This is a genomic window from Bifidobacterium sp. ESL1118, from assembly GCF_058505595.1.
This window is the reverse complement of the sequence record NZ_CP196371.1, coordinates 369,821-393,279: the sequence shown is the minus strand read 5'-3', so window position 1 is coordinate 393,279 and position 23,459 is coordinate 369,821. Positions and strand designations below refer to the sequence as shown.

At 59.4% G+C, this 23,459-nt stretch carries 31 protein-coding genes and 1 tRNA gene; 29 read left to right on the top strand and 3 right to left on the bottom strand.

The genetic code is table 11. From position 1 onward, the window contains the following. Positions 1–29: 29 nt before the first annotated feature. Positions 30–668 (bottom strand): hypothetical protein, encoded by a 639-nt coding sequence (locus ACSYSS_RS01530; protein WP_491703766.1) that lies wholly within the window; start codon positions 666–668, stop codon positions 30–32. Between the two features lie 114 nt (positions 669–782). On the opposite strand from ACSYSS_RS01530, the gene ACSYSS_RS01525 reads away from it, so the two are divergent. From ACSYSS_RS01525 to ACSYSS_RS01420, 22 genes are all read left to right on the top strand, one after another. Continuing rightward, positions 783–908: a hypothetical protein gene (locus tag ACSYSS_RS01525; RefSeq protein WP_491703765.1), complete on the top strand. Its 126-nt coding sequence runs from the start codon at positions 783–785 to the stop codon at positions 906–908. A gap of 2 nt (positions 909–910) precedes the next feature. Continuing rightward, positions 911–1,084 carry a hypothetical protein gene (locus ACSYSS_RS01520; protein ID WP_491703764.1) on the top strand — a complete coding sequence of 58 codons (174 nt, stop codon included), beginning with the start codon at positions 911–913 and terminating at the stop codon, positions 1,082–1,084. Then, a complete protein-coding gene (locus tag ACSYSS_RS01515; RefSeq protein ID WP_491703763.1) occupies positions 1,077–1,268 on the top strand; it encodes a hypothetical protein in 192 nt (63 codons plus the stop codon). Before ACSYSS_RS01520 ends, ACSYSS_RS01515 begins: the two co-directional genes overlap by 8 nt. A gap of 395 nt (positions 1,269–1,663) precedes the next feature. Then, positions 1,664–1,951: a hypothetical protein gene (locus ACSYSS_RS01510; protein ID WP_491703762.1), complete on the top strand. Its 288-nt coding sequence runs from the start codon at positions 1,664–1,666 to the stop codon at positions 1,949–1,951. Then, entirely contained in the window at positions 1,935–2,306 is a 372-nt protein-coding gene (locus tag ACSYSS_RS01505; RefSeq protein ID WP_491703761.1) for a hypothetical protein, read from the top strand. Before ACSYSS_RS01510 ends, ACSYSS_RS01505 begins: the two co-directional genes overlap by 17 nt. A 12-nt stretch (positions 2,307–2,318) precedes the next feature. Further along, a complete protein-coding gene (locus tag ACSYSS_RS01500; protein WP_491703760.1) occupies positions 2,319–2,522 on the top strand; it encodes a helix-turn-helix domain-containing protein in 204 nt (67 codons plus the stop codon). Next, a complete protein-coding gene (locus ACSYSS_RS01495) occupies positions 2,515–3,252 on the top strand; it encodes an HNH endonuclease (RefSeq protein ID WP_491703759.1) in 738 nt (245 codons plus the stop codon). The genes ACSYSS_RS01500 and ACSYSS_RS01495 overlap by 8 nt, the downstream gene beginning before the upstream one ends. Before the next feature lie 160 nt (positions 3,253–3,412). Beyond that, positions 3,413–3,724 carry a hypothetical protein gene (locus ACSYSS_RS01490; protein WP_491703758.1) on the top strand — a complete coding sequence of 104 codons (312 nt, stop codon included), beginning with the start codon at positions 3,413–3,415 and terminating at the stop codon, positions 3,722–3,724. Beyond that, positions 3,714–5,153: a hypothetical protein gene (locus ACSYSS_RS01485; RefSeq protein WP_491703757.1), complete on the top strand. Its 1,440-nt coding sequence runs from the start codon at positions 3,714–3,716 to the stop codon at positions 5,151–5,153. Before ACSYSS_RS01490 ends, ACSYSS_RS01485 begins: the two co-directional genes overlap by 11 nt. A gap of 120 nt (positions 5,154–5,273) precedes the next feature. Next, positions 5,274–6,410: a phage portal protein gene (locus ACSYSS_RS01480; RefSeq protein ID WP_491703756.1), complete on the top strand. Its 1,137-nt coding sequence runs from the start codon at positions 5,274–5,276 to the stop codon at positions 6,408–6,410. Further along, the gene (locus ACSYSS_RS01475) at positions 6,397–8,001 is read left to right on the top strand and encodes an HK97 family phage prohead protease (RefSeq protein WP_491703755.1); all 1,605 of its coding nucleotides are present in this window, start codon (positions 6,397–6,399) and stop codon (positions 7,999–8,001) included. Before ACSYSS_RS01480 ends, ACSYSS_RS01475 begins: the two co-directional genes overlap by 14 nt. Next, positions 7,998–8,285, top strand: a complete 288-nt coding sequence (locus ACSYSS_RS01470; protein WP_491703754.1) for a hypothetical protein — start codon at positions 7,998–8,000, stop codon at positions 8,283–8,285. The genes ACSYSS_RS01475 and ACSYSS_RS01470 overlap by 4 nt, the downstream gene beginning before the upstream one ends. 47 nt (positions 8,286–8,332) lie before the next feature. Then, a complete protein-coding gene (locus tag ACSYSS_RS01465; RefSeq protein ID WP_491703753.1) occupies positions 8,333–8,695 on the top strand; it encodes a hypothetical protein in 363 nt (120 codons plus the stop codon). Between the two features lie 13 nt (positions 8,696–8,708). Continuing rightward, complete coding sequence (locus ACSYSS_RS01460) at positions 8,709–9,185, top strand: hypothetical protein (RefSeq protein ID WP_491703752.1); 477 nt, start codon at positions 8,709–8,711, stop codon at positions 9,183–9,185. Continuing rightward, positions 9,163–9,546, top strand: a complete 384-nt coding sequence (locus ACSYSS_RS01455; protein ID WP_491703751.1) for an HK97-gp10 family putative phage morphogenesis protein — start codon at positions 9,163–9,165, stop codon at positions 9,544–9,546. The genes ACSYSS_RS01460 and ACSYSS_RS01455 overlap by 23 nt, the downstream gene beginning before the upstream one ends. A 1-nt stretch (position 9,547) precedes the next feature. Then, entirely contained in the window at positions 9,548–9,928 is a 381-nt protein-coding gene (locus ACSYSS_RS01450; RefSeq protein WP_491703750.1) for a hypothetical protein, read from the top strand. 135 nt (positions 9,929–10,063) lie between these two features. Next, positions 10,064–11,782, top strand: a complete 1,719-nt coding sequence (locus ACSYSS_RS01445) for a tape measure protein (protein WP_491703749.1) — start codon at positions 10,064–10,066, stop codon at positions 11,780–11,782. Next, positions 11,779–13,281, top strand: coding sequence for a hypothetical protein (locus ACSYSS_RS01440; protein WP_491703748.1), 1,503 nt, complete (start codon positions 11,779–11,781; stop codon positions 13,279–13,281). Before ACSYSS_RS01445 ends, ACSYSS_RS01440 begins: the two co-directional genes overlap by 4 nt. A 12-nt stretch (positions 13,282–13,293) precedes the next feature. Next, positions 13,294–14,439 carry an SGNH/GDSL hydrolase family protein gene (locus tag ACSYSS_RS01435; protein WP_491703747.1) on the top strand — a complete coding sequence of 382 codons (1,146 nt, stop codon included), beginning with the start codon at positions 13,294–13,296 and terminating at the stop codon, positions 14,437–14,439. Beyond that, positions 14,436–14,714, top strand: coding sequence for a hypothetical protein (locus ACSYSS_RS01430; protein ID WP_491703746.1), 279 nt, complete (start codon positions 14,436–14,438; stop codon positions 14,712–14,714). The genes ACSYSS_RS01435 and ACSYSS_RS01430 overlap by 4 nt, the downstream gene beginning before the upstream one ends. Then, on the top strand, positions 14,711–15,451 hold the full coding sequence (locus tag ACSYSS_RS01425; protein ID WP_491703745.1) for an endolysin-like domain-containing protein: 741 nt from the start codon (positions 14,711–14,713) through the stop codon (positions 15,449–15,451). Before ACSYSS_RS01430 ends, ACSYSS_RS01425 begins: the two co-directional genes overlap by 4 nt. A gap of 9 nt (positions 15,452–15,460) precedes the next feature. Then, complete coding sequence (locus ACSYSS_RS01420; protein WP_491703744.1) at positions 15,461–15,697, top strand: hypothetical protein; 237 nt, start codon at positions 15,461–15,463, stop codon at positions 15,695–15,697. A gap of 23 nt (positions 15,698–15,720) precedes the next feature. Here the strand turns inward: ACSYSS_RS01420 and ACSYSS_RS01415 are convergent, their stop codons facing one another. After that, positions 15,721–16,548: a tyrosine-type recombinase/integrase gene (locus ACSYSS_RS01415; protein ID WP_491703743.1), complete on the bottom strand. Its 828-nt coding sequence runs from the start codon at positions 16,546–16,548 to the stop codon at positions 15,721–15,723. Between the two features lie 32 nt (positions 16,549–16,580). Between ACSYSS_RS01415 and ACSYSS_RS01410 the strand changes: the two genes are divergently transcribed. Together ACSYSS_RS01410 and ACSYSS_RS01405 are read left to right on the top strand one after the other, a co-directional pair. Then, a tRNA-Ile gene (locus tag ACSYSS_RS01410) sits at positions 16,581–16,671 on the top strand. Positions 16,672–16,798: 127 nt separating this feature from the next. Continuing rightward, positions 16,799–18,265, top strand: coding sequence for a DUF6287 domain-containing protein (locus tag ACSYSS_RS01405; RefSeq protein ID WP_491703742.1), 1,467 nt, complete (start codon positions 16,799–16,801; stop codon positions 18,263–18,265). Between the two features lie 78 nt (positions 18,266–18,343). Here the strand turns inward: ACSYSS_RS01405 and ACSYSS_RS01400 are convergent, their stop codons facing one another. Next, complete coding sequence (locus ACSYSS_RS01400) at positions 18,344–18,871, bottom strand: WhiB family transcriptional regulator (RefSeq protein WP_491703741.1); 528 nt, start codon at positions 18,869–18,871, stop codon at positions 18,344–18,346. A gap of 290 nt (positions 18,872–19,161) precedes the next feature. Between ACSYSS_RS01400 and ACSYSS_RS01395 the strand changes: the two genes are divergently transcribed. From ACSYSS_RS01395 to ACSYSS_RS01375, 5 genes are all read left to right on the top strand, one after another. Further along, positions 19,162–19,680, top strand: a complete 519-nt coding sequence (locus ACSYSS_RS01395; RefSeq protein ID WP_491704316.1) for a zinc-ribbon domain-containing protein — start codon at positions 19,162–19,164, stop codon at positions 19,678–19,680. Beyond that, positions 19,583–20,848: a hypothetical protein gene (locus ACSYSS_RS01390; RefSeq protein WP_491704324.1), complete on the top strand. Its 1,266-nt coding sequence runs from the start codon at positions 19,583–19,585 to the stop codon at positions 20,846–20,848. The genes ACSYSS_RS01395 and ACSYSS_RS01390 overlap by 98 nt, the downstream gene beginning before the upstream one ends. Before the next feature lie 284 nt (positions 20,849–21,132). After that, positions 21,133–21,534 carry a zinc-ribbon domain-containing protein gene (locus ACSYSS_RS01385; protein WP_491703740.1) on the top strand — a complete coding sequence of 134 codons (402 nt, stop codon included), beginning with the start codon at positions 21,133–21,135 and terminating at the stop codon, positions 21,532–21,534. Positions 21,535–21,566: 32 nt separating this feature from the next. Beyond that, positions 21,567–22,412: a hypothetical protein gene (locus ACSYSS_RS01380; RefSeq protein WP_491703739.1), complete on the top strand. Its 846-nt coding sequence runs from the start codon at positions 21,567–21,569 to the stop codon at positions 22,410–22,412. Positions 22,413–22,465: 53 nt separating this feature from the next. Then, on the top strand, positions 22,466–23,440 hold the full coding sequence (locus tag ACSYSS_RS01375) for a zinc ribbon domain-containing protein (protein WP_491703738.1): 975 nt from the start codon (positions 22,466–22,468) through the stop codon (positions 23,438–23,440). Positions 23,441–23,459 lie beyond the last annotated feature (19 nt).

Below are 23,459 nucleotides of genomic sequence, written 5' to 3'. Positions count from 1 at the left end.
TGGATTGATTGAGGTGATGCATTGATGCTTCAGGATACAAAAGGTGTGGTCGGTGTGGTCGTGGCGTCCTGTGGGCGGCGGTGGAAACGTCGGTGTGCCAGCCATAGCTTGCAGCGTTCGGCTATTCGGTGGCGTACTTGCCAGTCCTTGTCGTTCCACCAGTCCACGTTGCCCGATACGGGACTGTGTTCATATCCGCATTTGCGGAGTCTTGTGGGTGATTTCGTCCAGTGCACGCATACCTCGGCATCATCGGGTATCTCGCTCTGTCCTTCCAGCGGGCATACTATCATGTTCACGCCCGTGTCGCCGGTCTTGACGATCGGCCACATGGTCATTTCCTCGTTCTTCCATTGCCTGTCCGGGTCCCCGTCGGGCAGCTTCTCCCACTTCATTATGTGCACAATGCAGTTGTGCCCGAAAGCCCGCACGTCGAAGGCATCGCCGTCACCATCGTTTATGGCGAGTATGACGCTCATCGGCTTATCGCCGACGAGCCCCTTCAGGGGCGGCATCAGCTCGGCTTGTTCCATTTCTTCGAGCCCGGCGTCGTCGACCCGGAAGAATGCCCACGACGCCTCCGTGTGTCGCCGAATCGTTCGTATGAGCGAAATCAGCGCGATCAGAAAAGACAGTATCGACACGACGATTGCGATCTGGTCTTTCATTCTTGCTTTCCTTCGTTGGTTGCTTTTGTACTGCAATTCAATCCTACCGCGAAGGAAGGTTCAAACTTTCAGACCCTCTGCTTGCAAAGCAGATGCGCTTAGGCAGGTGAGGTCATGAAGGTGCTGAAAAAGGTGTTGCGTGGCTTCTTCGTGGCCACGCTGTATGTGCCGATGTTCCTGTTGATGTTGCTGGCCGCGAGCATCTGCGGATTCTGGCAGTGGCTGTGGAGGGAGGACTAAACATGGTTGCAAACTTCGACGCCGATTACGACGACGAAACCAAGGTGTTGTTCCTGCGAATAACGAGCACGATGGACTCGAACTATCAGTACATCGCCACCAACGAGAAGCGGCTGAGGCATCTGAGGGCCTCGATAGACCACGCGCTGGCCAGGAAGGGAGCCGACAATGGCTAAGACGAGCATCTCGATGAGCTACGAATACCTGGGCACGTTCGCGCTGAACGTGGAGGATGGCCGGCATCGTTGTTCGACGATCCTTTCGACGGACGAGGTGACGATGCTCAAGGCGCAGTGCCTGGACGCGCTGGCCCGCCAGGAGCGCTGGCTGCGTGACGGCTGCCCTGACGCGCCGGATTAGAACGATTGTTTCGCATAATTGAACGGCTTTGACGGGGCGTAGGGCGTACCCCAGCCATGCTTTGCCCGGGACGAGCTCCGGGAACGCCAGGCGCGTGGCAGTCGCGCCATTCGAGGGACGAAATTCTGCTCCAGACCGGCGGAGGACGCTGATTAAGGCGGAATCTGGCAGCAACACCGCACCCCCGTGTGCGGGTTCTCCGTTGGGACCATTCCCGGCGTCTTCGGACGCTCTTGCAATCGACGGCCGGCTCCATACCGAAAGCCATTGTTGAGACCCACTCGTGTTCATGCTCTCGAAGCGCTTCGTGCGCTTTGCCGGCCTGAACAGGGTCTTGACCTCTCCAGCACTCACCACCCAAAAGTCACATGGAAACCAAACGGAAGGAAAACGAGATGGGATACGGAAGACAAGGGTTCGACTCGATGCTCAGACAGCAGTCGCGGAAACTGCTCCCCTGGCTCGACAAGCTCAACCGCAGCAAGGTCGCGACCGTCAGCCGGAGCAGCCTGCTCGAGCGTTCGGGGCTCAGCGACAACGAGCTCCAGAAGCTCGTGCACAACGGCAACCTGCCCAGGCACATCGCCAGGAACGGCCACGAGAAGATCTACCAGACCGAGGCGTGCCTCAGACAGCTCGCCAGATACACGAACAGCTACGAATATCTTGTGGAGGACGATTGAGATGGCCACAAAACGAAAGACCACGCTGGCCGAGGCCATGGGCCAGTACGCCGACCCGTTCGAGGCCGCGCAGGCGCTGCGCACCATGGCCGACGACATCGACAAAGTGGCCGGCAAAATCGGCAGCACCGAGCTCATGGCCTTCCAATGCGCCGGACCGCTGGGCCTGGGCAACCCGATAGAGCTGCACAGCCTACAGACGCTCGGCCTGCACGTCTACGAGCGGTCCGGCTCGTGGTGCGTGGACTCGCGCGAGTTCAGACGCTGGGCAAACGGGCAGATCGCACGGCTCAACCAACGCAACAAGACCTACAAACGCCCCGAACCCGTGTTCGGCCCGCAGGAGCTCTTCTAGAGGAGGAAGCAAATGTCATCGATTCCATTGTTGACAGTCAGCGAGACGTGTCGGCGTCTGAAGGTCTCGGAGAGCACGCTGAGGCGTTGGCGTGAGAGCATCCCGCACTATGGGCCTGAGCCTATCCGCATTGGCAGCCGTGTCAAGTACGCGGAGTCCGAAGTCAATGAGTTCGTGCTCACTCAGCGCAGCAGGGGGATGAGGCACCGTGGGTAGAAGGCAGGTCGTCAGTCCGAAGATTCACCGCGAGGTGCTGGCCACGTGGGGCAACGAGTGCTGGCTCGGACTGCCTGGATGCACGCGCATCGGCGAGGAAGACGACCATATCAGGCCGTTTCACCTTGGAGGCCAGGACACTGTGGCGAACATCCGCAGGGCCTGCAAGCACTGCAACGCGAGCCGTCAGGACAGGGTGCTCAGCGGCTATGGCGCGAACATCCACGTGGTGATGGGTCCGCCCGAGGCCGGCAAGAGCACGTTCGTGTCCGAGCATGCGGAGCCCAGTGCGATCGTGCTGGACTTCGACCGCATCGCCCGCGCCATCGCTCCCGATGTGGACATACGCCGAGATCGTCCTGCACCGTTGGTCGCTGCCACACAGGGTGCCTGGCGGGGAGCCTATGCCAGGCTGGTGAGGCTGGGCGACCCGGTGGATGTGTGGGTCATCAAGTCCGTGCCGTCGAGCAGTCGGCATCCGAGGATGCTTGACGAGTGGGTGGCGTTGGACTATCAGCTGCATGTGGTGGACCCTGGCGCATCCGTCGTGTTCGACCGGCTGAGGGACGATGAGCGCACGCATGGCGAGGAGCTCGTGGCGCGCCGATGGTATGGGCTGCACCTCACGCAGGAACTCGTGGACATTCGCCAGGCTCGGCGCCGTGAACAGCTTGTGCGGCTCGGCCTGCGCTCGAAGCCGGTCGCGGCCTCGACTCGGCCGCAGTGGTGACCGGTTTTTTAAAACAGCCGGCGGCTTGAAGACCCCGCGCCCAGTTTTTTCTCCCCCCGAAACGAAATAAAAAAACGCCGCAAACCTCGGTAATACCAAGGATTGCGACGAATTGCTTCCAATAACAGAATATACACCCTTATTCAGTTTGGAGCAAACCATGCCACTTTTAGAAGGCTTCGACAACGACACCGGACGCGAGATAGGCGAACAGGAGCGCGTCACGCGCGAGATCGTCAGAAACCTCGAGGAAAGCCATCCCGAGGACGACCCCATACGTGCCGGGCTCTGCCAGTCTTTGCTTTCCTTGGCCCAGAACATCGACAGTCAGAACCGCAAGGGCAAGGAGATCAGTCGCAACATGGGCCAATACATCGACGCGTTGTGGAAAATCCGCGACATGTACCCCACCGAAACCGTCGCCGACGACGACGTGGAGGAAGTCTGGAACGGGACCGGCGATGAGGATTAGAGGCGGAACCAAACCCAACCCTGAGCGCAGGAACGACGGCAAACGCCTCGCGGCCGTGGCCAGGATGATGGGCACCCCATTCCTGCCATGGCAGCGTTACGTTGCCGACATCGCCACCGAAATCGACCCCAAGACCGGAAGCTTTTATTACGACACCGTGGTGATCTCCACACCACGCCAATGCGGAAAGTCCGCACTCGTGGATGCCTCAGACACTTACAACGCCAGCCTCGGCAAACGTCGGCGAATCATCTACGCCGCACAGACCGGCAAGGACTCCGAGGACCATTTCAAGGAATACGCCGAGACCATGCGCCGCAGCCGTCTCTCGCAAAAGGTGGACAAGTTCAGATTCAGCAACGGCGGCATGAGCGTGACCTTCGGCAACGGCAGCACCATCAGCCCCATGGCCATGACCAAGATAGCCGCACACGGCAAACAGCTCGACAAGGTCACCATCGACGAGGCCTTCACACTGAGCAAGGAGGCCGGGGACACCATCATCGACGCCATCCAGCCGGCAATGAACACCAGGCTCAAACGCACCGGATTCACCGCGCAACGTTGGATAACCTCGACCGAAGGCACCGCCGACAGCACCTACTTCAACTCCGTGCTCGACGGGCTACGGGCCGGAGACGTGCCACGCCGCACCTGCTGGTTCGATTTCGGCATCCCGCAGGACGCAGACCCCGAAGACCTCGAAACGATCATGCGCTACCATCCCGCAGCGGGCTACCTCTGGTACAAGCCCCAACTCGCGGACTTCCACGAAGACTTCAAGGGCAACCCGGCAGGCTGGGCGCGAGCGTTCGGCAACCGGCGCGACGAGGGCATCAGCGACAGGGTGATCCCCGAAGACCTTTGGGCGGCGACCGAAACTACACCAGTGGAATCCAGCCAACTCGGCGAAAGGGCGGTCGTCTTCGGCGTCGCCGTGGATGTGGACGCCACCCATACCAGTATCAGCGCCGGAATCAGCAACGACGACGGCACCGTCACCGTCCAGCTGCTCAAGATCTTCGACGGCACAGGTTCGGCGCCGGACGAAGTGAAAAGGCTGTGCGATGCCTATCACGCGCCGGTCATCATGGACAGCAGAGGCCCCAACAACGACCTTCACGACCGTTTGGCCTCGATGAGGGAACAGGGAGAGCCGGCAATCGAGTTCGTGGAACTGGCTCCTGCGGATTATCTGGCCGTTGGCCAGGCGTTTGTCAGCGGCTTGCAGAACCGTACGGCATCGCACGCCTCGGACGAGGAGCTCGATGCCAGTGCGGCCAACAGCGCGAGGACATGGAGCGGTGACGCTTGGCGAGTGACCCGTCGCGGTTCGGCAGGCCTCACATCGCCGTTGGAAAGCTGCATGCTCGCCGCCTGGGGAGCCGTCCACAGGCCGGAGGACGACGGCCCCATCACCATCCTGTGACGTCGTTTGAGCGCGTTTGACGGCATTTGACCTCATTTGGAGCCCTTTGACCGCGTTTGACGGCTTTCGGCTTGGCGCTGCGGGCTCCTGCGGTGCATCATCGGCAGCATGAACGAACAGATGGGGTTGTGGCAGCGGCTGAAGGCCGGCACGCGGTTCGTGGTCCGTGGAGCCAAGGCCGGCGAGGGCATGCCCGACGGCATCAAGCCGAAGGCACGCGAGGAGGATTACGACCCGCTGACTCTCTCCACCGTGTTCCGCGGTGTGCAGGTGCTCCAGACCGCCATCGCCGGCCTGCCCATCAACGAAGTTCGTAACGGGCTCAAGCTCGACACCGTGAGCAGCCTCGTGGCTAAGCCCGACGTAGACCGAAGCCGCAGGGACTTCATCAGCGACATGGTGGCCAGCATGGTGCTCGACGGCAACGCGTTCGTGCGCCTGATACGCTTCGACGGCGAGATTGTGTCATGCGAGGTGCTGCCGCCCTCGCTGGTGACCGTGACCGACGACGGCCACGACCCCGCCAGCCCGAAGCTGTGCTACAGCTATCTGGGCCACAACTATTCGACGGATGACGTCGTGCATTGCAAGTTCCTTAACGTGCCCGGCAGTCTTCGGGGCCTCGGCCCCATCTCGGCGGCACGCGAGGAGGTGCAGGGCGCGAAGATGGCCAAGGACTACAAGGCGCGCTTCTACAAAGACGGCAGCAACATCAAGGCATACGTGAAGCCCGACAAACACATCTCGCAGGAATGGGTCGCACAGGCCAAAAAGGACTGGAACTCCGTGGGCGAGGCGGGCGAGGTCAGGTTCATCGGCGACAACCTGACCTACGTGCCCATCGACATGAAGCCCGCGGATTTGCAGTTTCTGGAGACCCAAAAGTTCGACACCACGCAGATCGCACGCCTGCTCGGCATTCCGGCGAGCATCATGCTGGCCGCGGTCGACGGCAGCAACCTGACCTACAGCAACATCGAGCAGAGCTGGATAGAGTTCGCCGATTACACGCTCCAGGCCTACACCGGCGAGATCGAGGAGCTTTTCGACCGACTCCTCCCCAGAGGCCGCGAAGCACGGTTCGACTGGGATTCGAGCCGCAGGGCCGACATGTCCGATCGGTTCAACGCCTACAAGACGGCTTTGGACTCGGGTTGGATGCAACCCAACGAGGTGCGGGCGCGCGAGGGACTCGCACCACTCATCGCGGCACCACAGACACAAGAAGCCACGGAGGTAAGTAATGGACAAGAATGACGCAAGGCTCATGGAGCGGCGCACCCTGGACATAAAGGGCGTGGAGCTTCGTGAGGCGAACGAAGGCGACGGGACCGAACTGACTGGAATCGCGGTGCCATTCAACACCCGTTACAGCCTTTTCAGCGACTATGCGGAAGTCATCGACCCCGACTGCGATTTCGGCAGCCGTGACGTGAAAATCAGCCGCGAGCATGGCGAGCTGGTCGGGAAGGTCACCGGCATGAGCCGCGAGAACGACGGCCTGCACATCACGGCGAAGCTCTCAGACACGGCATCGGCCAGGGAGACTGCCCAGCTCGTGCGGGACGGAGTGTATGACGCGTTCAGCATCGGGTTTAGTCCCGTGGAGAACCTCATGACCGAAAGCGACGACGGCGTGACCGAGGTGCACCGTCGCAGAATCGACCTGTGCGAAGTGGCCGTCTGCGGCACGCCCGCCTATCCGGGTGCTCACATCACCGGCCAGAGAACCCAGACATCCAACAACCAGCAACCAACCGAAAAGGAGCCAGAAGTGGATAAGGAAATCGAAGAGAAGCTCGACGCCATCACAGACGAGCAACGCAGCATGAAGACGGCGCTTGCTAAAGGGCTGAACCCCGAACCAGCCAGGAAACTCGGAGCCGAATACCGTTCGGCAGGCGATTATCTGCTCGCGGTGGCCCACGGCGACGAGGAAGCAGCAAAGCTCATGCACGAGTGCCGTGACATGATCGTCACCAAGGACACCGGCAACACGACCACATGGATAGCCGACCAGCTCAAGCTCATCGAGCAACGCCGCAAGGTCACCAACCTGCTCACCCACGATTCCCTTCCGGCCAAGGGCATGACGATGGAGTACAACATCGTCACCTCGGACACCATGGATGCCGGCGAGCAGGAAACCGAAGGCGACGACCTAAAGTTCGGCAAAATCACCTTCGGCACCAAGTCCGTAGGCATCCACACCTATGGCGGATGGACCAAGCTCTCACGACAGACCATCGAGCGCAGCACCACGCCCATGCTCAACACCGCACTCAAGGCATTGAACAACGCCTATGCCAAGAACACCGAGAACGCAGTGCGCAAGTATCTCTACGACACCATCGCCACCCAGCGGGACGCCACAAGCGACTCCAATCGAATTGAGGCCCCGGCAGCCGTTGACGACATGACCATCAAGCAGTGGGTAGACCTCATCATCGACGCTGCCGAGCTTGCCGACGATCTCAACGTGAACCTGACCCGTCTGGGGGTATCCAAGGACGTGATGAGCGCACTGGTAAACCTCAAGGACACCGGCGACCGCTTCTTTGACCTCTCAGGCAGTGGCACCGACAAACTCGGCGATTTCGACCTGACCGGCATCGCCGGCCGCTTCCTACGCGTACCGGTGCAGATGCTCCCCAAAGCGCCTGCGGGCACGGCCTGCTTCATCGACCCCGAATCGGTGACCGTCTGGGAGGCAGGTGGCCCCACCCAGCTCACCGACGGCGATCCCACAACCTTGACCAACAGCTACAGCGTCTATGGCTACATGGCCATGGCAGCCACACACGCCGAGGGTCTTATCCCCATCAAATTCGCCGGAGACGCAGCATGAGCACCGAGGAAAAGCCTGACGAGCTGACCGAACGGCTCCGCGACGAGGTGTCCTTGCCCGCAGGTGACGACGACCGCATCGCAACCTGTCTGAAGACGGCACGCGAATACGTGAAAAGCGCCATCAGCGGCCAGCAGGTCTCGCAGACCGTTGAGGACGACTGCATCGTGAGCTGCGCCAGCGATCTGTACAACAGCCGCAGCGCCAAGCTCGGCGTCATGGATGTGGCCGATTCCGAGACCCAGCCGTTCCGTATTTCCACAGACCCTCTACGTAGTGTCTGACCCAAGCTCATGGCCGCAGGGGTTCGTACCGGAGGGCTGGCATTCGCATGAGCACGACAATAGAACAGCGCGAAGAGCTCATCGAGCAGCTGACCGATAGCGTGGGCAATCTCGTGGACTCGGTGACCATCGACGCGCAGAAGGCACGGCCACTACCCGGCCACGCAGTCATCCTCATCCAGCCACCCGACCTCGACTTCGAGGGCTGGGAGATCGTCACCATCCATTGGAGCATCCTGGTCATCGCCGGAACAACTGCCACACAGGTCGCGGCGATGGACACGATTCTTAAGGTCGTCGACAAGCTCCAATCCGATCACATCAACATGGAGACCGCGAAGCCGGTCACCTACGGGCAAGGCAGCGAGAGCCTGGCGGCCTACGAAATCACATTCAACCCACTCGATTAGCAAGGAGAAAACAATGGCAGACACCAAGCAGAGGGTGCTCAACGACGGGTACCTCATCATCGGCGACAGCACGGACGAGCAACGCTTCGACGCCGACATCACGAAGGCATCGCTCACGCCGAAGGCCGACAGCGACGACCCCATCGACTTCCTCGACGGGCACAGCGAAGCTGCGGCCCAGACGGTGAGCTGGACGCTGGAAGGCACCGTCAAGGAGAACTTCAGCAAGGACGGCATCCAGGCATGGTGCTTCAAGAACAGCGGCAAGACCATGCCATTCAAGTTCTGGCCCAACGATAAGGGCGACCTCGGCTTCACCGGCAACGTGACCATCGTGCCCATCGCCATCGGCGGCGACGTCAAGAAGAAGAACGACCAGGACTTCTCCTTCACCACCACCGACGTGGACCTGCTCGATCCGAACCAGAAGCCGAAACGTCCGGCACCTACCACGGAGTCCCAGAACGATGGCCAAACGGTCGCTGATTGAGATCAAGGGCTCGGCCCAGCTGGCCAGGTCGCTGCGCAAGGCGGGGGCCGACGCGAAGGACCTGCGCGAGGTGAACCGCAAGGCCGCCGAGGTGGTCGTTCCCGCAGGCCGTGGGCTTGTGCCCGTCAAATCAGGCAACCTGAGCCGCAGCATCCGGGCCGGGGCCACGCAGAAGGCCGGTGTCATCCGCGCCGGGAAGAAATCGGTGCCGTATGCGGGCCCCGTCCACTGGGGTTGGCCCGGCCACCACATAAAGCCGCACCCGTTCCTCGCGGAGGCGGCGAAGCAAACCGAACCCACATGGGTCGAACTCTATAACGAGGAAATCAAGAAGATCATCAACCAAGTGCAAGGAGCATGAAATGAGCAACATTTTCAACGTGACATATATGGACGGCACAAAAATGGCCGTAAGGCCATCGCTGTTCGACACGATGCAGGCGGAGAAGCACATCATGGCGACCGACGGGCACAACGTCGAGCAGGAACCTCTCTTCGGCTCCGCCTATGCGACCTATGCGGCTTTGCGACGCAACGGCCAGCTTACCGCAGGCCAATCGTTCGACGAGTGGGCCCAAAACGTCGACAGCATCGAAATCACCCAGACCACGGCCGCAGCCGTTCCAGGCACGGCCTCCCCCATGCCCGACACCATGCCAGCGGAGCCTGATCTGAATGTGCCGGAGATGGCGGCGCCGGACCCTTTGCAGCCCCTTGGCCAGACGGCTCCTTCAGCCGTCTGAGCTTGGTGCTGGCCGCTCGCTTCGGGGGCACGCCCTGGGCGTGGCGGCGGCAACAACAACCCGACGAGAGGGACTGGGCCACGGCGGTGGCCCTGCTAGACGAGGAGCAAGAGGAACTGAAGGAGGCGACGAAGGATGGCTAAGAGCGCGATTCTCGCGGTGCGCATCATCGGCGACAGCTCGGGCGCGACCCGTGCCATGGGCCAAGCCTCGGGCTCGGCCTCGGGGCTTGCCGCGAAGTTCGGCGCAGTCTCGGGTGCGGTGGCCGGTGCCGTGGGGAGCATGACCAGCAAGGTCGTCGGCTATGTCGGCAATCTTTCCGGCGAAATGGTCGCCACCAGCGACTCGGCTCAGAGCTTCGCCAACACGCTGAAATTCGCGGGTGTGGACGGCTCCAAGATCAAGGAGCTCACCAAGTCGACGCAGAAGTACGCCGACCAGACCGTGTTCTCGCTTTCCGACATCCGCAACACGACTGCCCAGCTCGCCAGCAACGGCGTACAGGGCTACGACCAGCTCGCGGAGGCCGCAGGCAACCTGACCGCCGTTGCCGGTGGCGGCGCCGACGCCTACAAGAGCGTGGCCATGGTGCTCACCCAGACCGCAGGCGCCACCAAGCTCACCACGGAAAACTGGAACCAGCTTTCAGACGCGATCCCCGGAGCGTCGGGCAAGCTCCAAGAGGCAATGAAGGCAAACGGAGCCTACACGGGCAACTTCCGCGACGCCATGGCCAAGGGCCAGATCACCAGCGACGAATTCAACCAGGCCCTGATGCAGCTCGGCATGAGCGACGCGGCGAAGAAGGCAGCGAACGACACCAGCCAGCTCTCCAACGCCTCCGGCAACCTCGAGGCCGGCGTGGTCAAACTCGGCGCCAGCCTCATCGACCTGGTCAAACCCACCGTCACCGGATTCATGGCAACTTTCGCGGACCAGATAAGCAACCTGGCCGACAGCGTGCCCGGCATCGTCGGGAAGGTCGGCGAGTTCGCCGGTCGGCTCGGCGCGATAGCCGGGAACATCGCCCCGGTGGTCATCGGCATAGGCGGGTTCGCCGCAGGAATCACGCTACTCTATTCGGTTATGGCCGCGGGCGGCATCGTGTCATGGATCAGCTCGCTGAGCCTGGTCACCACCGTCACCCAGACCTGGACGACGGTAATCAACCTCGCCAAGGACGCGCAGGCCGCGTTCAACCTGGTCATGGAGGCCAACCCCATCATGGTGGTGGTCGTGGCCCTTGCGGCGCTTGCCGCTGGGCTCGTGTACTTCTTCACGCAGACGCAAGTCGGTCAGCAGGCGTGGGGCGCGCTCACCGGGTTCCTTTCCTCGAGCATCCACAGCATCCAGGGATGGTTCGCCAACGCGGGCGATGCCATATCCGCCAAATGGCACGGGCTGCTCGACTGGTTCCAAGGCGTGCCAGGCAGGATAGGCGCGTTCTTCTCCGGCATCGGCGACATGCTCACCTCACCGTTCCGTAAGGCCGTCGATGGCATCAAATCTGCCTGGAACTCGGTGATCGGCGGCAAGGGCTTCGACATCCCCGACTGGGTGCCCGGCGTGGGCGGCAAATCCTTCCGTATCCCGATGCTCGCCCAAGGTGGTGTCGTGCGCACCGCGGGCTCGGCCCTTGTGGGCGAGGCGGGCCCTGAGATCCTCACGCTCCCCCGTGGCGCGCAGGTCACGCCGCTGCGGCGGGCATCCTACAGCCTGAGTGGAGGCAACACATCGTCAGCGCCCACCCAGGTGTTCAACTTCAACATCACCCTCAAGGGCATCCTCGGCGAGCGGGATGCCGCCAAGACCATAGAGAAATTGCTTCAGGACTATTTCGGGAGGAAGCAGTGAGACAGCCGTTCCTCTTCCTCGACCGCGGCGACGGGTGGGAAAACCTGACCGGCCACCAAGGCGATGTGGTGACGCTCTCCGCGTTCGACATCGACTGGGGCACCGACGACCCCACCAAGCAGCCCGACGTAAGCGTGCTGAGCTTCAGGCTCCTGGACCGCACGGGGGCTCTGGCGGGCAACAGCACCAGGCTTGCCGGAGCCAAGGTGCTCGTCCAGCTGACCCTCATGCCCCAATGGCGGGACCTCAACAGCGCCACCATGTGGCGGGACCAGCGGCGTGACTGGGCGCACTGGCATCTCGAGCACATCCCAAACCCAACGGGCCCAATGGACCCCACTGCGCTCACTATCTTCAGGGGCACGATGGCCACGGGCAACACCATCACCCAGAACGCCGACGGCTCGTGGACGCTCGACCTTCATGCCAATGGCGACCTCGTGAGGGCGAGCCGCACCACCGAGCAGGGACCGACCTCAAGCGATCCGAAGTATGCCGGCATGCACTGGACCGGTTGGACCACCGACCGCATCGCCGAGGTGCAGCGACGTCTCACCGCGCTGGGATGCCCTCCCCTATCGGCTGCGACCATGGACTGGCTGACCCGCACCCGCGTCAAGCTAGCCCCCTACGACTCCGACAGCTTCCCCGACCTGTCCACAGTGCTTTACCATCTCGGCGCGCATCACCCCGACCTGCCCCTCTACTACGAGACCCACGAACACGGCAGGGACGAGACGACCGCGTGGCTGGCGGGTGTTGCCTCGTCCATCACCCTGCACTCGGACGGGAGCCTGACCGCCGAGGGCGGCAACGGCACCGAAAGCGTGCTCACAGGCGACCAGATCGGCGTGGATGCCACACAGCTGACCCTTCCCGACCCGATAAGCCAGGTCACCATCAAGGGCAAGCGCGTCAAATGGGATGAATCTGGCTCCAAGCTCACCTTCGAGGACGCGCAGCTCACCATCGGCGGCCGTGGCAGGCTCCCCGCGAATCTCACGCAGACCGTCAAATCCGCCACATTCGAATCGGACGCGGTCATCGAGGACGCGAGCGAGGGCCACTGGGACGGCAACGTATGGCAGCCCACCGACGCACAGCGCGACCAGTGGGCCGAATGGCTCAGAGCCTGCACGATGAGGCTGCGCCCCGAGAAGCTCACCGTCTCCACCCGCAAGGTCGACATCGACCAGCACGAGCAAAACCTGCAACCCAGCCCTGCGCTCTACGGGTTCATCCGCAACCGGTACACGCCGCTCCTCTCCGATGACGGCACGCCCGCCACCAGCGGCGTATGGCTCGCCATCGGCGGCACCCTCAGCTTCGACTGGGAGCACGGCGAACCCATCCTGAGCAACAAGCTCACGCTCTGGCCCATGCCGACCATCCCGCCCACGCTCAGCAGTTGGGCGGACCTCAAGCCCATAACGCTCGCCTGGCAGTCCCTCGCGTTCACGTGGGGCGAACTCGGACAAATCACCTACTTCAGACAATAGAAAGGCAAAACAATGAAACAGACGCCGAAATACCACATCAAATACCCGGCAGCCACGGACCTCGTCAAGGACGCCAGCTCGCAGTTCAAACAGATGGCTGAGTCAATCGACGCGAACATCGACACCCTGCCCGCCCAGGTGTCCCAGCTCGTCACCTCGAGCGCCCAGGCAGCCCAGGACGCGCAGAGGAAGGCCGAGGCCGCGGCCGCCACCACAGGCAAGCTCGCCGACCAGAACATGGCCGACAACATCATGCAATCCGGCTCGAGGACCCGCGCGGCTCTCGGCCAGTGGCACGATGAGGCGACGAGCCCGCTGCTGGTGACATTCGGCGACAGCTACGCATCCAACCCCGCCAGCAGCTGGGCCGTCGAACTCCAGAGGCTCATCCCCGGCTCGACGCTCAAGAATTTCGCGGTCGGCGGGGCCGGCTTCGGCATCGACACCCGCACGTTCCAGGCACAGCTCGACAAGGCCAAGGCCGACGCGGCCATAAGCCAGGCCGGCACGAACGCGATCATCGTGCTCGCCGGAGGACGCAACGACATCCTCTCCGAGACCGACGCACGCACCATGGCAAGCAGCTGGGCGAACAACGCGAGGGCCGCATGGCCCAACGCCCGCATCATCTGCGTGCCACTCCTGTTCGACGACGACCCCACCAGCGCCACCGACCGGGTCAAATATTCGGGACTCATCCACGGGTTCCAGCAAACCGGGGCCGTCGAGATCGTCAGCCTCGCCTACCTGTGGCTCAAAGGCGAAGGCGGCCTCATCCAGTCGGACGGCATCCACCCCAACCAAGCCGGATGCAAGGTCATCGCAGGCCAGGTCCTTAACGCAATAAACGGCACCTACAGCCCACGCAGCGAGTACACACTCCGCCAGTTCGGCAGCGCGCCCATCGAATGCACGCTCTCCGGAGCCACCGTCTCCCTCAACTGGCAGGGCAGCGTGCCAAGCATCGGCGGCGGCTCCAGCAACAGCCTGCCAGGATGGGCGAAACCCGCCATCAATCAATGGGCCGTCGGCGCGTCGGGAGGCAATGGCTCACGCCGGACACTCTACCTGGCGACCATCGACCCAGCGCTCAAGATCTATCAGGCCTCAACAGACGATCAGGGATACTGCTGCGGCTCCATCACCTATCCCGCATGATCAGCGAGACCGTACTCGTCGCGCTCGTCGGGGCAGGCAGCGCGGTCGCGGGAGGCGTGGTCACAGCGCTGGCCACCCTGCTCACCGGCAAACGACAGAACGACGTGAAAAGCAGCGAACTGCTCCTCCAAGCGCAGCTCGAGCTCTCCGACCAGATCGCCTACAGCCAGCGCCTGTGGCAGTGGAACCGGGAGCTCGTCGACGCCATCTGGAGCCGCAAGGGCCCGCCGCCGCCCAAGGCACCACCCGACCTGTTCGAACGAAGAAAGGAATGACAATGCCATCACTGCAACAACTCATCCGGCGCATGGAATACTGGTGCCGCGACGTGAGCCTCGGCTACTCGCAGAGCCGGCGCTGGGACATCCGCCCAGGCGGCGACTGCGACTGCTCTAGCCTGGTCATCCACTGCCTTAAGGAGGCCGGCTTCGACACCGGAAACGCCACCTACACCGGTAACATGTCGGCCGAACTCACCGCACGCGGCTGGACGCGCCTGCCCCCGAACGGCAGCCCGCAAGCCGGCGACATCCTCCTCAACGACGCCGACCACACCGCCGTCTACCTCGGGGGAGGCATGCTCGCCCAGGCATCCCAAAGCGAGCACGGCACCGCCGAAGGCAGCCCAGGCGACCAGACCGGCCGGGAGACCAACATCAGCCCCTACTACAGCTACCCCTGGGACTGCTACCTCAGATACACACAACCAACACAAGGAGAAACAGACATGGTCACAGAACAGGAAATGCAGCACACCGCAGCACTCACCATGAGCTACACCTACGGCGGAGACAAGAACACCGCCTGGAACTACCTGACCGGCACCTTCAGCGTCGCCCAGCGCAACGCCAAGGCCCTCGCCAACATCCAGGCCACCCTCACCGCACAGCAGGCCACCATCGACACCCTCGCCAAGGCCATAGGCGCCGACCCCACCGACATCGCAAGCGTCGTCCAGCAGGCCGTCAAGGCCAAGCTCGACCAGCTCCAGATCAACGTCACCGCAAAATAGGAGGAAACCATGAGCGAACCGCAGCATGCCATCACACCCGACGACACGGACTACAGACCCGTCTTCAACGACAAGGTCAGAACCGGCATCTACATCGCCTGCCTGCTGGCGGCAATCGTGGGCTCTGGATTCAGCAAATTCGGCGACCCAAACGTAGGCGACTGGATAACCCAGATCGCCGGCTACATCGCCGCAGGCTTCGCCGTCGTCTACAACCCCATCAGACTCGGCAACAAGCAGCCCTAGATTCCGGTAGGAAAAATGTAAAACTAGCACGCCAGCCTGATGCCGTCGAGCCCAGCTCTGAGCCTTGAGTCGGGCATGGCCACGTATCTTTGCGTGGTTTCGACCGACTCGTGGCCAAGCAGCTTGCTCACCAGGTAAAGGTCGTGCGTCTGCTCGTAGGTCTTCGTGGCATAGCGGTGGCGCAGGCTGTGCGCAGTCCACTCACCGCCAAGCAATCGGGCGATGTGACGGCCGACGAAGCATGGCTCAACGTGGCCGGTCCAGCGTCCCGGCAAAAGCCAGCCGCCATGCTCGACGATTTTGTCGGCGAGGTCGTCCGGCAACGGCACGATACGCTGCTTGTCGCCCTTGCCATGCACGATGAGCGAACGGCCAACCAAGTCATCCATGACGTCACTGGCGTTCACCTGGGCGGTCTCGTTGCGCCTTAGCCCGCATTCGGCGCCGAGCCTGATCATGATTTTCTCGAGTTCCGTGGCCTTGCCCAACGCCGCGAGGATGACGCGGTCCGGGCACGGCCTCGGGTGGGCGTGCGGTCTACGCACACTGGGCAGCCTCTTGGAGATATCATCTTCCGCCCAGCCTGACTGGTGCAGCCAGCCGAAGAAGCTGGTGCAGGCGTTGCGGTAGCCCTTCCGAGTCTCGGGCTTCCAGTCGCCCTTGGCGAACCAGTGCAGCAATCGCTCGCTCGTGACGTCAAAGGGCGAGCCCTTGAGGTCACGGCTGAGTTTGCCGATCTGGTTGCGCCTGGTGGTCATCGTCGTGCCACTCAGTCCGGCCGCAGCCAAGGTGTCCATCCACTTGTCTATTTCATCGCGCCACTGCGGCGCCGCTTCTCTCTTTTTTGGCATGGAATCATTGTCACGCAGTGAGGATAAACTCCGGCGGAGTTGGGTCGCGGGCGATGTTTTGAACCTGAGTCCTCTGGGTTAATAACCCAGAGGACTCAGGTTCAAATCCTGACCCCGCTACCATTAACCATGGAATTCCAACGAATCCCGCGGTTTTCTTTTTCCTAGCTTGACCAAATATCGGGATCTTGAAACACATCCTATTGAACTCCTATACTGGCGTTACCCCATCAAGAGAGGGAAGAACGGCATGGATATAGGCAAGACAAACAGACCACAGTACTGCTATAAGTGTGGTGCAAAGCTTGCGGAAGATGCCAGATTCTGCGAATCATGCGGGACAAAGGTGCAAGAGACCATAGCACAGGATGGCGTAGCACAGATGATGCAGGACGCACGCATGGCAGTCACAAACGACGCAGAGACAACCGTCGTTCCAGTCGACACGTCAGCAGGCGGGGGCGGAGACGATGGCCGCAAGGCCAAGCGGAACAAAGCGGCAATCGTCATAGCAATCGTGGTTGTGGCGGCACTGGTGCTCGGCATCGGTGGATATGCAGGCTGGCGCTACTACAGCGTCCATTCCCATGCCTATGCACAACAGCAGTACGAGCAGTCGCTGGTGCAACTCAACGATGCAGATCGGAAACTGAACCAGTCAGTGCGCAAATGCAGCAAGACCGCCGGCACAATCACCATCGCACAAGTGGACAAACCAAGCACTGTCAAGGCCTATGGCCGAACATACGACGCGGCGAAGCAACTGCAGATACAACAGAAAACCAGAGACAAGAAGTATGGGTCCAATCATGCCCCTGCGGTGGTGAGCAACCCTGTGACCGCGTCCACTCAGAATCTCAACCATGCTGCCGAAACGAACAGGACCGCCGCACACCAGCTTGTGGACACCACCTCAAAACTTGACCAAAGCGCCAAGAATGTGGTCGACTCGAAGAGATCGGTGGATAGGGCACTCAAACCTGTGCAAGACCTAGTCACTGCCGCCGAAAAACAAAAACAGGCTGCAGACACAGAGGCCGAGGGCAAAGCGCTTGACATGAAAGCCATTGCCTCTGGCGATTACTCAAGCCTCGACGGCACTTGGACGAACCCCGGCGGCGCGTGGATGAGAATCACGGACGGCAAGATCACCCCACAGACACCGGTCTCCGGCACAACGCCACCATATACCCTCAGAAAATGCGCGGGCCATGACTCCTGCGTCAGCAAAGACATGTTGACCGGAGAATACGATACCTATACGGCGCAGGAGGTCCCAAACACACAGACCCAGCTCATGCAGGACGGAGCCGTGGGATGCATCGGCCCTTATCCCAACGGCGGTTGCATGCGCCAAGACCCCTACTCAATCGTAGTGGTGCAGAAAAATGCGGCATTGCTGAACATGGCATACGATGCCAATAAGAATGAGACGGCTCCCGACCCGACCGACCCCTCAAGAGATCGCATCATTGTCTCCCATTCGACTGGGCAAGGTGGCATGCCGCTGTGCCTAGATGCCTCATACGCCTACTACCGCGACGAGTCAACGTTGAAACCCTCCGAAGCCACGCAGGGGAAGCTCGATGCCGCCGTCAAAAAGGCACAGAAGGCAATCGATAGCTTGAACCAGACTTGGGCTAAGAGCGCGAAAGCCAGTCTGCAGTGCCGCCTGGACGTGGTGAGCGGAAAACGGCAGTCCTGCCCAACGCTTTAATTGATGGAATTATCTCCATGCTAGAAATGCGTGGCAGTGGATTGCAAGACAGAAAGGGAATTGCCCACCTAAGCAGACCTACTTCCCGAGCGCTTGACGACTTTGTGGAGCAGAACGTCTTTCACCAAGATGGACTCCTGCCGGTCGGCTCAAATTGACCGGAGTGGATTGCTTGGCCGGCCGCCTCGATGCCACCACATATCGTGCATATCGCTGTCGTCGCTGTGCATTTTCCCTGTCTCTCGCCTGTTCAATTTCACCCGGATGGGCATCGAGCCAACGCCTCACCTGTGTTACATCAACATCATTACTGCGAGCGTCAAAACCAATCCCAAAAGCCACGGCCCTCTGCTTTAACTGCCGACGAGCCTTAAGCGACAATCCGCCATGAATACCTTCCTGGGCCTCATCCACCATACTCTGCGCCAAGCAATGATGCTGAATGGGGCACATCTCACAGATACGTACGCCGGCACGCCTGAGCTCATAAGCGGCCTTCTTATCACCTCCCGGAGGAGCCTCCAGCCCCCACAGCAAGTCCGCCAACCTCGAAGGAACCGTTCTGCACCAACCATGCTCCATCTTGGTATGCGAAGCGACGCTCATAGTGAATTCCTTTCATGCAATCATCACGTATATGTTCTTCATTATGCATTTGCGAATTCAAAAAACGAAGCCTGATAAAACAATGTGGTCAAATGCCAGTGGTTGTCCGCAAGTTTGGCATGTCGGGGACGATCCTTTCATACAGACTTTCATATCGTCCCCAATGTTTTATCAGGAAACACCAATAAACAGTTAATTACAAGCGTTACGTTTATTCACCAGACAAGAAGTAATGAGCATGTAATAAATCATTGACTATTAACCTTAACGAAGAGAGAACGAAGGAAACCATGCTTTTCTGCCCAAATTGTGGAGCGCAAATCGACTCCGACATGGAATTCTGCGCCAACTGCGGCACCAAGATTCAGATTCATGACGCCCATGAACCACAACCCCAAGCGAAACAGACGCAGCAGGCTCAACAGCAGCCACAGACTCAATTTGCACAACCCACATACCAGAACGGCCCACAACAACCTACATACCAAAACCAGAACGCCTCGCCACAGCCCGTGCAATCTTCGGTCCAGTTCACCATGCCACAGGCGCAGCAGCCACAAATGCCGGCTCAACAACCGATGCAACCGCAATATATGCAACCAATGACCCAGCCGCCCACCTTTCTCGGCTCCGGTTGGAGCACCGCCCACGGCAAGTGCACAGTCTCAGGCCAAGACAGTCAACCACACCAAACTGCAGCGCAACATCCTCTTGGGAGTTCTGGCCTTCGTACTCGTCGTCATCATCACATTCATCGTCTTGATGGTAGAGGAAACCCACGAAAGCTCGCAAGATCTCGCAGACTGTAAGGCATCGCTCGGCGCATACTCGTCGGCGCAGAAAAAATTCGATGCCGAGGCGGGGAACATCGCCTCGCAACTCGGAGGCGGCGTGGATAAAAGCGGGAAAATAGTCCTGCCTGAAAACGACCCGAACATCGAGACCAACTTCCCGTCAAAGGGGACGACCGACCTCACCTTCAGCAACGACAAAACCAAAGCGGCGCCCTCGCTCTGCTCAGCCAGCTCGGACGAGAACATAACGCAGCTTGCCAAGGGCATGCCAGCCCTGACAAAAGAATACAAAGCCCATCTTACGGCCATCGAAAAAGCGTGGAAGCAGTATAGCGCCGCCAACGTCAACCATGACGGCAACGGAAATGTTCAGGGAACCGACCAGGAAGCGGTGTCCGACCAGTGTTTCCTCGGCAACGGATGCCAATCAGCTATCTACAAGGACGCTTCCGAACACCCAGACAGCAAGGATGAGAACCTCGACAAACTCATCGTCGATATCCTCAAAGATGGCAAGGCATACAGCAGCATGGACCTCGGAGACTACGGCAATGTATCGCTGTCGGACGAGGAGCAGAAAGAGGCCGTTGACCTCTATAACGCCTTTGCCAAGGCACTGAAAGGCGCAAACTCCGATGCAGCAAAAGTACTTGCCGTAGAGGAGACCATCGCCGCCGACATGACATACGATGGGCAGCGAAACGAGGAAATCGAGGCAACACAAGGATACCGCACCATGAGCCTTGCGGACGCACTGGAGAACTGGAACATGGCCGGCAGCACAGACAACGGAGGCACCGGGATCTGCTGGAGCTTCGCCATGCTCACCTCGCTCGGCTTTACCGAGGCCGGTCTCAAGAACTATCTCGGCGTCTCCGCGGTGCATGCCTTCAACTACGTACAGGTTGATGGAGACTGGTATTTGGCAGATTCCACGTGGATGCAAAACCTGAGCGCTGCGGAACAGGGAGCGGAACAGAGCGAGACATCGACCGGCTTCGTCGACCCCTCGGAGGAATTAGATTTGACTTGGGCCCTGATGGGTCAGGACAAGCTCGCGGCAAGCGATCAGTACACCGACCTCACCGACGCCAAAGGGAAGAACATGCAATACAAAGGCTACCCTGAGCACAACAATCCAATCAATCTGAAACTAGCCAAAAAGAGCTATGCCTTCAACTGAGCCGAACCAAATGTAACCATTCAGGCCCACAAAAAATCGGTATGAGCATCAAGGCCATCGCCGCAGGGTGACCACTCACCAATATCACTAGAAGAGTTACTGAAGCCAAAAGAAACCATACGAATCGGAATATGTCGTATAATACAATATCTCTGAACTACGCATAACACGTTAGCATTATCCAAATTGTTCTCACTAATTATTATTCTTTTGCCTATATATGACAAAACTGAAATGCGCTATGCATGACAGTTAGGCAATAAGTAGAGAAGAGAAAAGAGACAATGTTCTGTCCACATTGTGGCAAGGCCATAGAAGGCACACCCAAATTCTGTACGAAGTGCGGCACCAAACTGGAACCACACCAGAACCAAGCAATACCACAAGACTCAGCCTCATCGCAAAAGACTGCAACAGCCGTCCAATCCGAAACAGCACAAACTTCCGCTCCTCCACAGGCACAGCCATACCAGCAGCCTGCGTCACAACCCGTTTCACCGGCACCAGCGCAAACCTACTCAGCCTTCCAAACCACGCCGATACCTGTCGGTACCTACCCGCAAAGTCCTACCTATCCTGTCCAGCCAACGCAGAACCCTGGCGTAGGAGCACAAACCGCTACCCCCCCCCCCGAAACAATAGACATCGAATCAAGAAATTACTGGCTTATGCATGCACATTCATAGGCGCAGTATATTTCTGCATTTATGTTGCCTGCATGATATATGCAATTCACGACGATAAGGGGAACCTCAAAGTCGTCATGCAGGCCCAATGGCTTATCATCGCTTTGCTTTACTTCTTTGGCTGCCTCTTCATTGTTGGCATCAGAACCTTGCAGTCCCTAAAGAACGATTACCAACGGCATAAGGCAACCGACCACCTGGCCCGTCTGGATCTGTTGGACTCTCGTCTTACCCCTATGATTCTTGCCGCCCTCATCACCATGCTCGCCATCTTTCTGCCCGTAGTACGTATCACCGACTCAAAGGGAAACATAGAAGACGATTCCCTCTGGGTTTTCACATTCATTGACGGATATGGCATGGAAGCCCCCGACCGTATCAAGATGGCACTGCTCGCCGCATGTGTAGTCGGCATGGCTCTAACCTTCACATTCCCCCACCGATGGTCGAAGCCCCTGTTGGAAGCGCTTTCCATGGCCTACGTCATCATCGTCGCAGGCATCTTTGAAGAGTTCGTCACCGGAGAACTCAAGAACAACATAACAAATATCGTTAAAGAGTCAAGCCTCAAGGATACATGGCAATGGAATGGAGCCATCATCTTCCTGCTAAGTATTGGCTTTCTCTACCACCTGTGGCACAGCTTCCACGGACCGGTACGGGAAATCTGGAACCTATCCAGCCTCAGCGAGCGTTTCAGGAAATGGCCAGAGATGGAAACCCCTGAAACCTGCATTCCTGGGTGGTCAGATATGAGCCTTGAAGACAAGGTCACAGCCTACGCCAAACACAATCGCATTCGTTTTGTCATATACCTCGTAGCAATAGCCGTAATCGTCTATCTTGTCAGGAATCCGCTCTGGCAATCAATCTCGTAACGAGGACACTCCCAAAAAATCAATTCAACCGTATCGAAGAAAGAAGAAGGACAATGACGAATTGCAATACCTGCGGAGCGCCAGTGGGAGATGACGCCGTATTCTGTGGAAACTGTGGGGCCAAAATCGAAAGGAACAACGGAACTCTGCCCAATCAGAACACAGATGAACTGGCAGAGGACGCGCCTCAAGAGGGCAAGACCGAAGAGAGTACAACAACCCTCCCTCAAGAGCAGACTGCACAATCCGAACAACAATCCGAAGCTGAAACAGACAGTCAGGCAGATGCGGAGCCAACGGCGATGCCTCAAGCCGAATGGACGGCCTACTTCGAAATGGTCAACGGCAGAGCCCCGAGCGAAGACGATCTTGAGGAGGCTAGGCAAAACGGCGAGGTAGCCGAGGAAACCGCAATGGGAACGCCAGACCCTGACCAATCCGTTGAAACGCGACCGACGCAGTCTTCAACAAGTTCGACTCAAATGCCCGGCACCATGCAACCGCCTGCGAACGGCAACCTATACCCCGCATACGCTGCACCAACCACAGCGAGCAACGGAGCGGCCCCTGCAAAAAAGAAGCATACACTGCGAGCAGTCATCATAACCTTGATTGTGACGGCAGTCGTTATTGTGGTGGGATTATATTGTTATGACGCCTATGTGCAACAGCAAGAGGAACAAGAACATTCAGCGGCCATGACGGCCTGCGAAACCAGCCAGACCCACGTCAGAGACAGTCTTTCAAAGCTCAACAGCGACATTGATGCCATCAACGAAGATACAGACAAGACAGGCAGTGACTACAAAACCAGGGCAACCTTTTTCACTGCGGTCAACGTCACCCAAGACATGCTCAATGACTATCAGAACGCCGAGGCCATCGCCAATAAACAGTTCGGCGGATGCAACACGAAAATGTCAACGGACACACTCACCTCCAACACAACCGTAAACAAACAACTGAAGGAAGTCTCAGACAAAGCAAGGAATACTTTGGTCAATGACTTTCCCGATGCATTCCAATAAAATTGACTATCAAACCCAG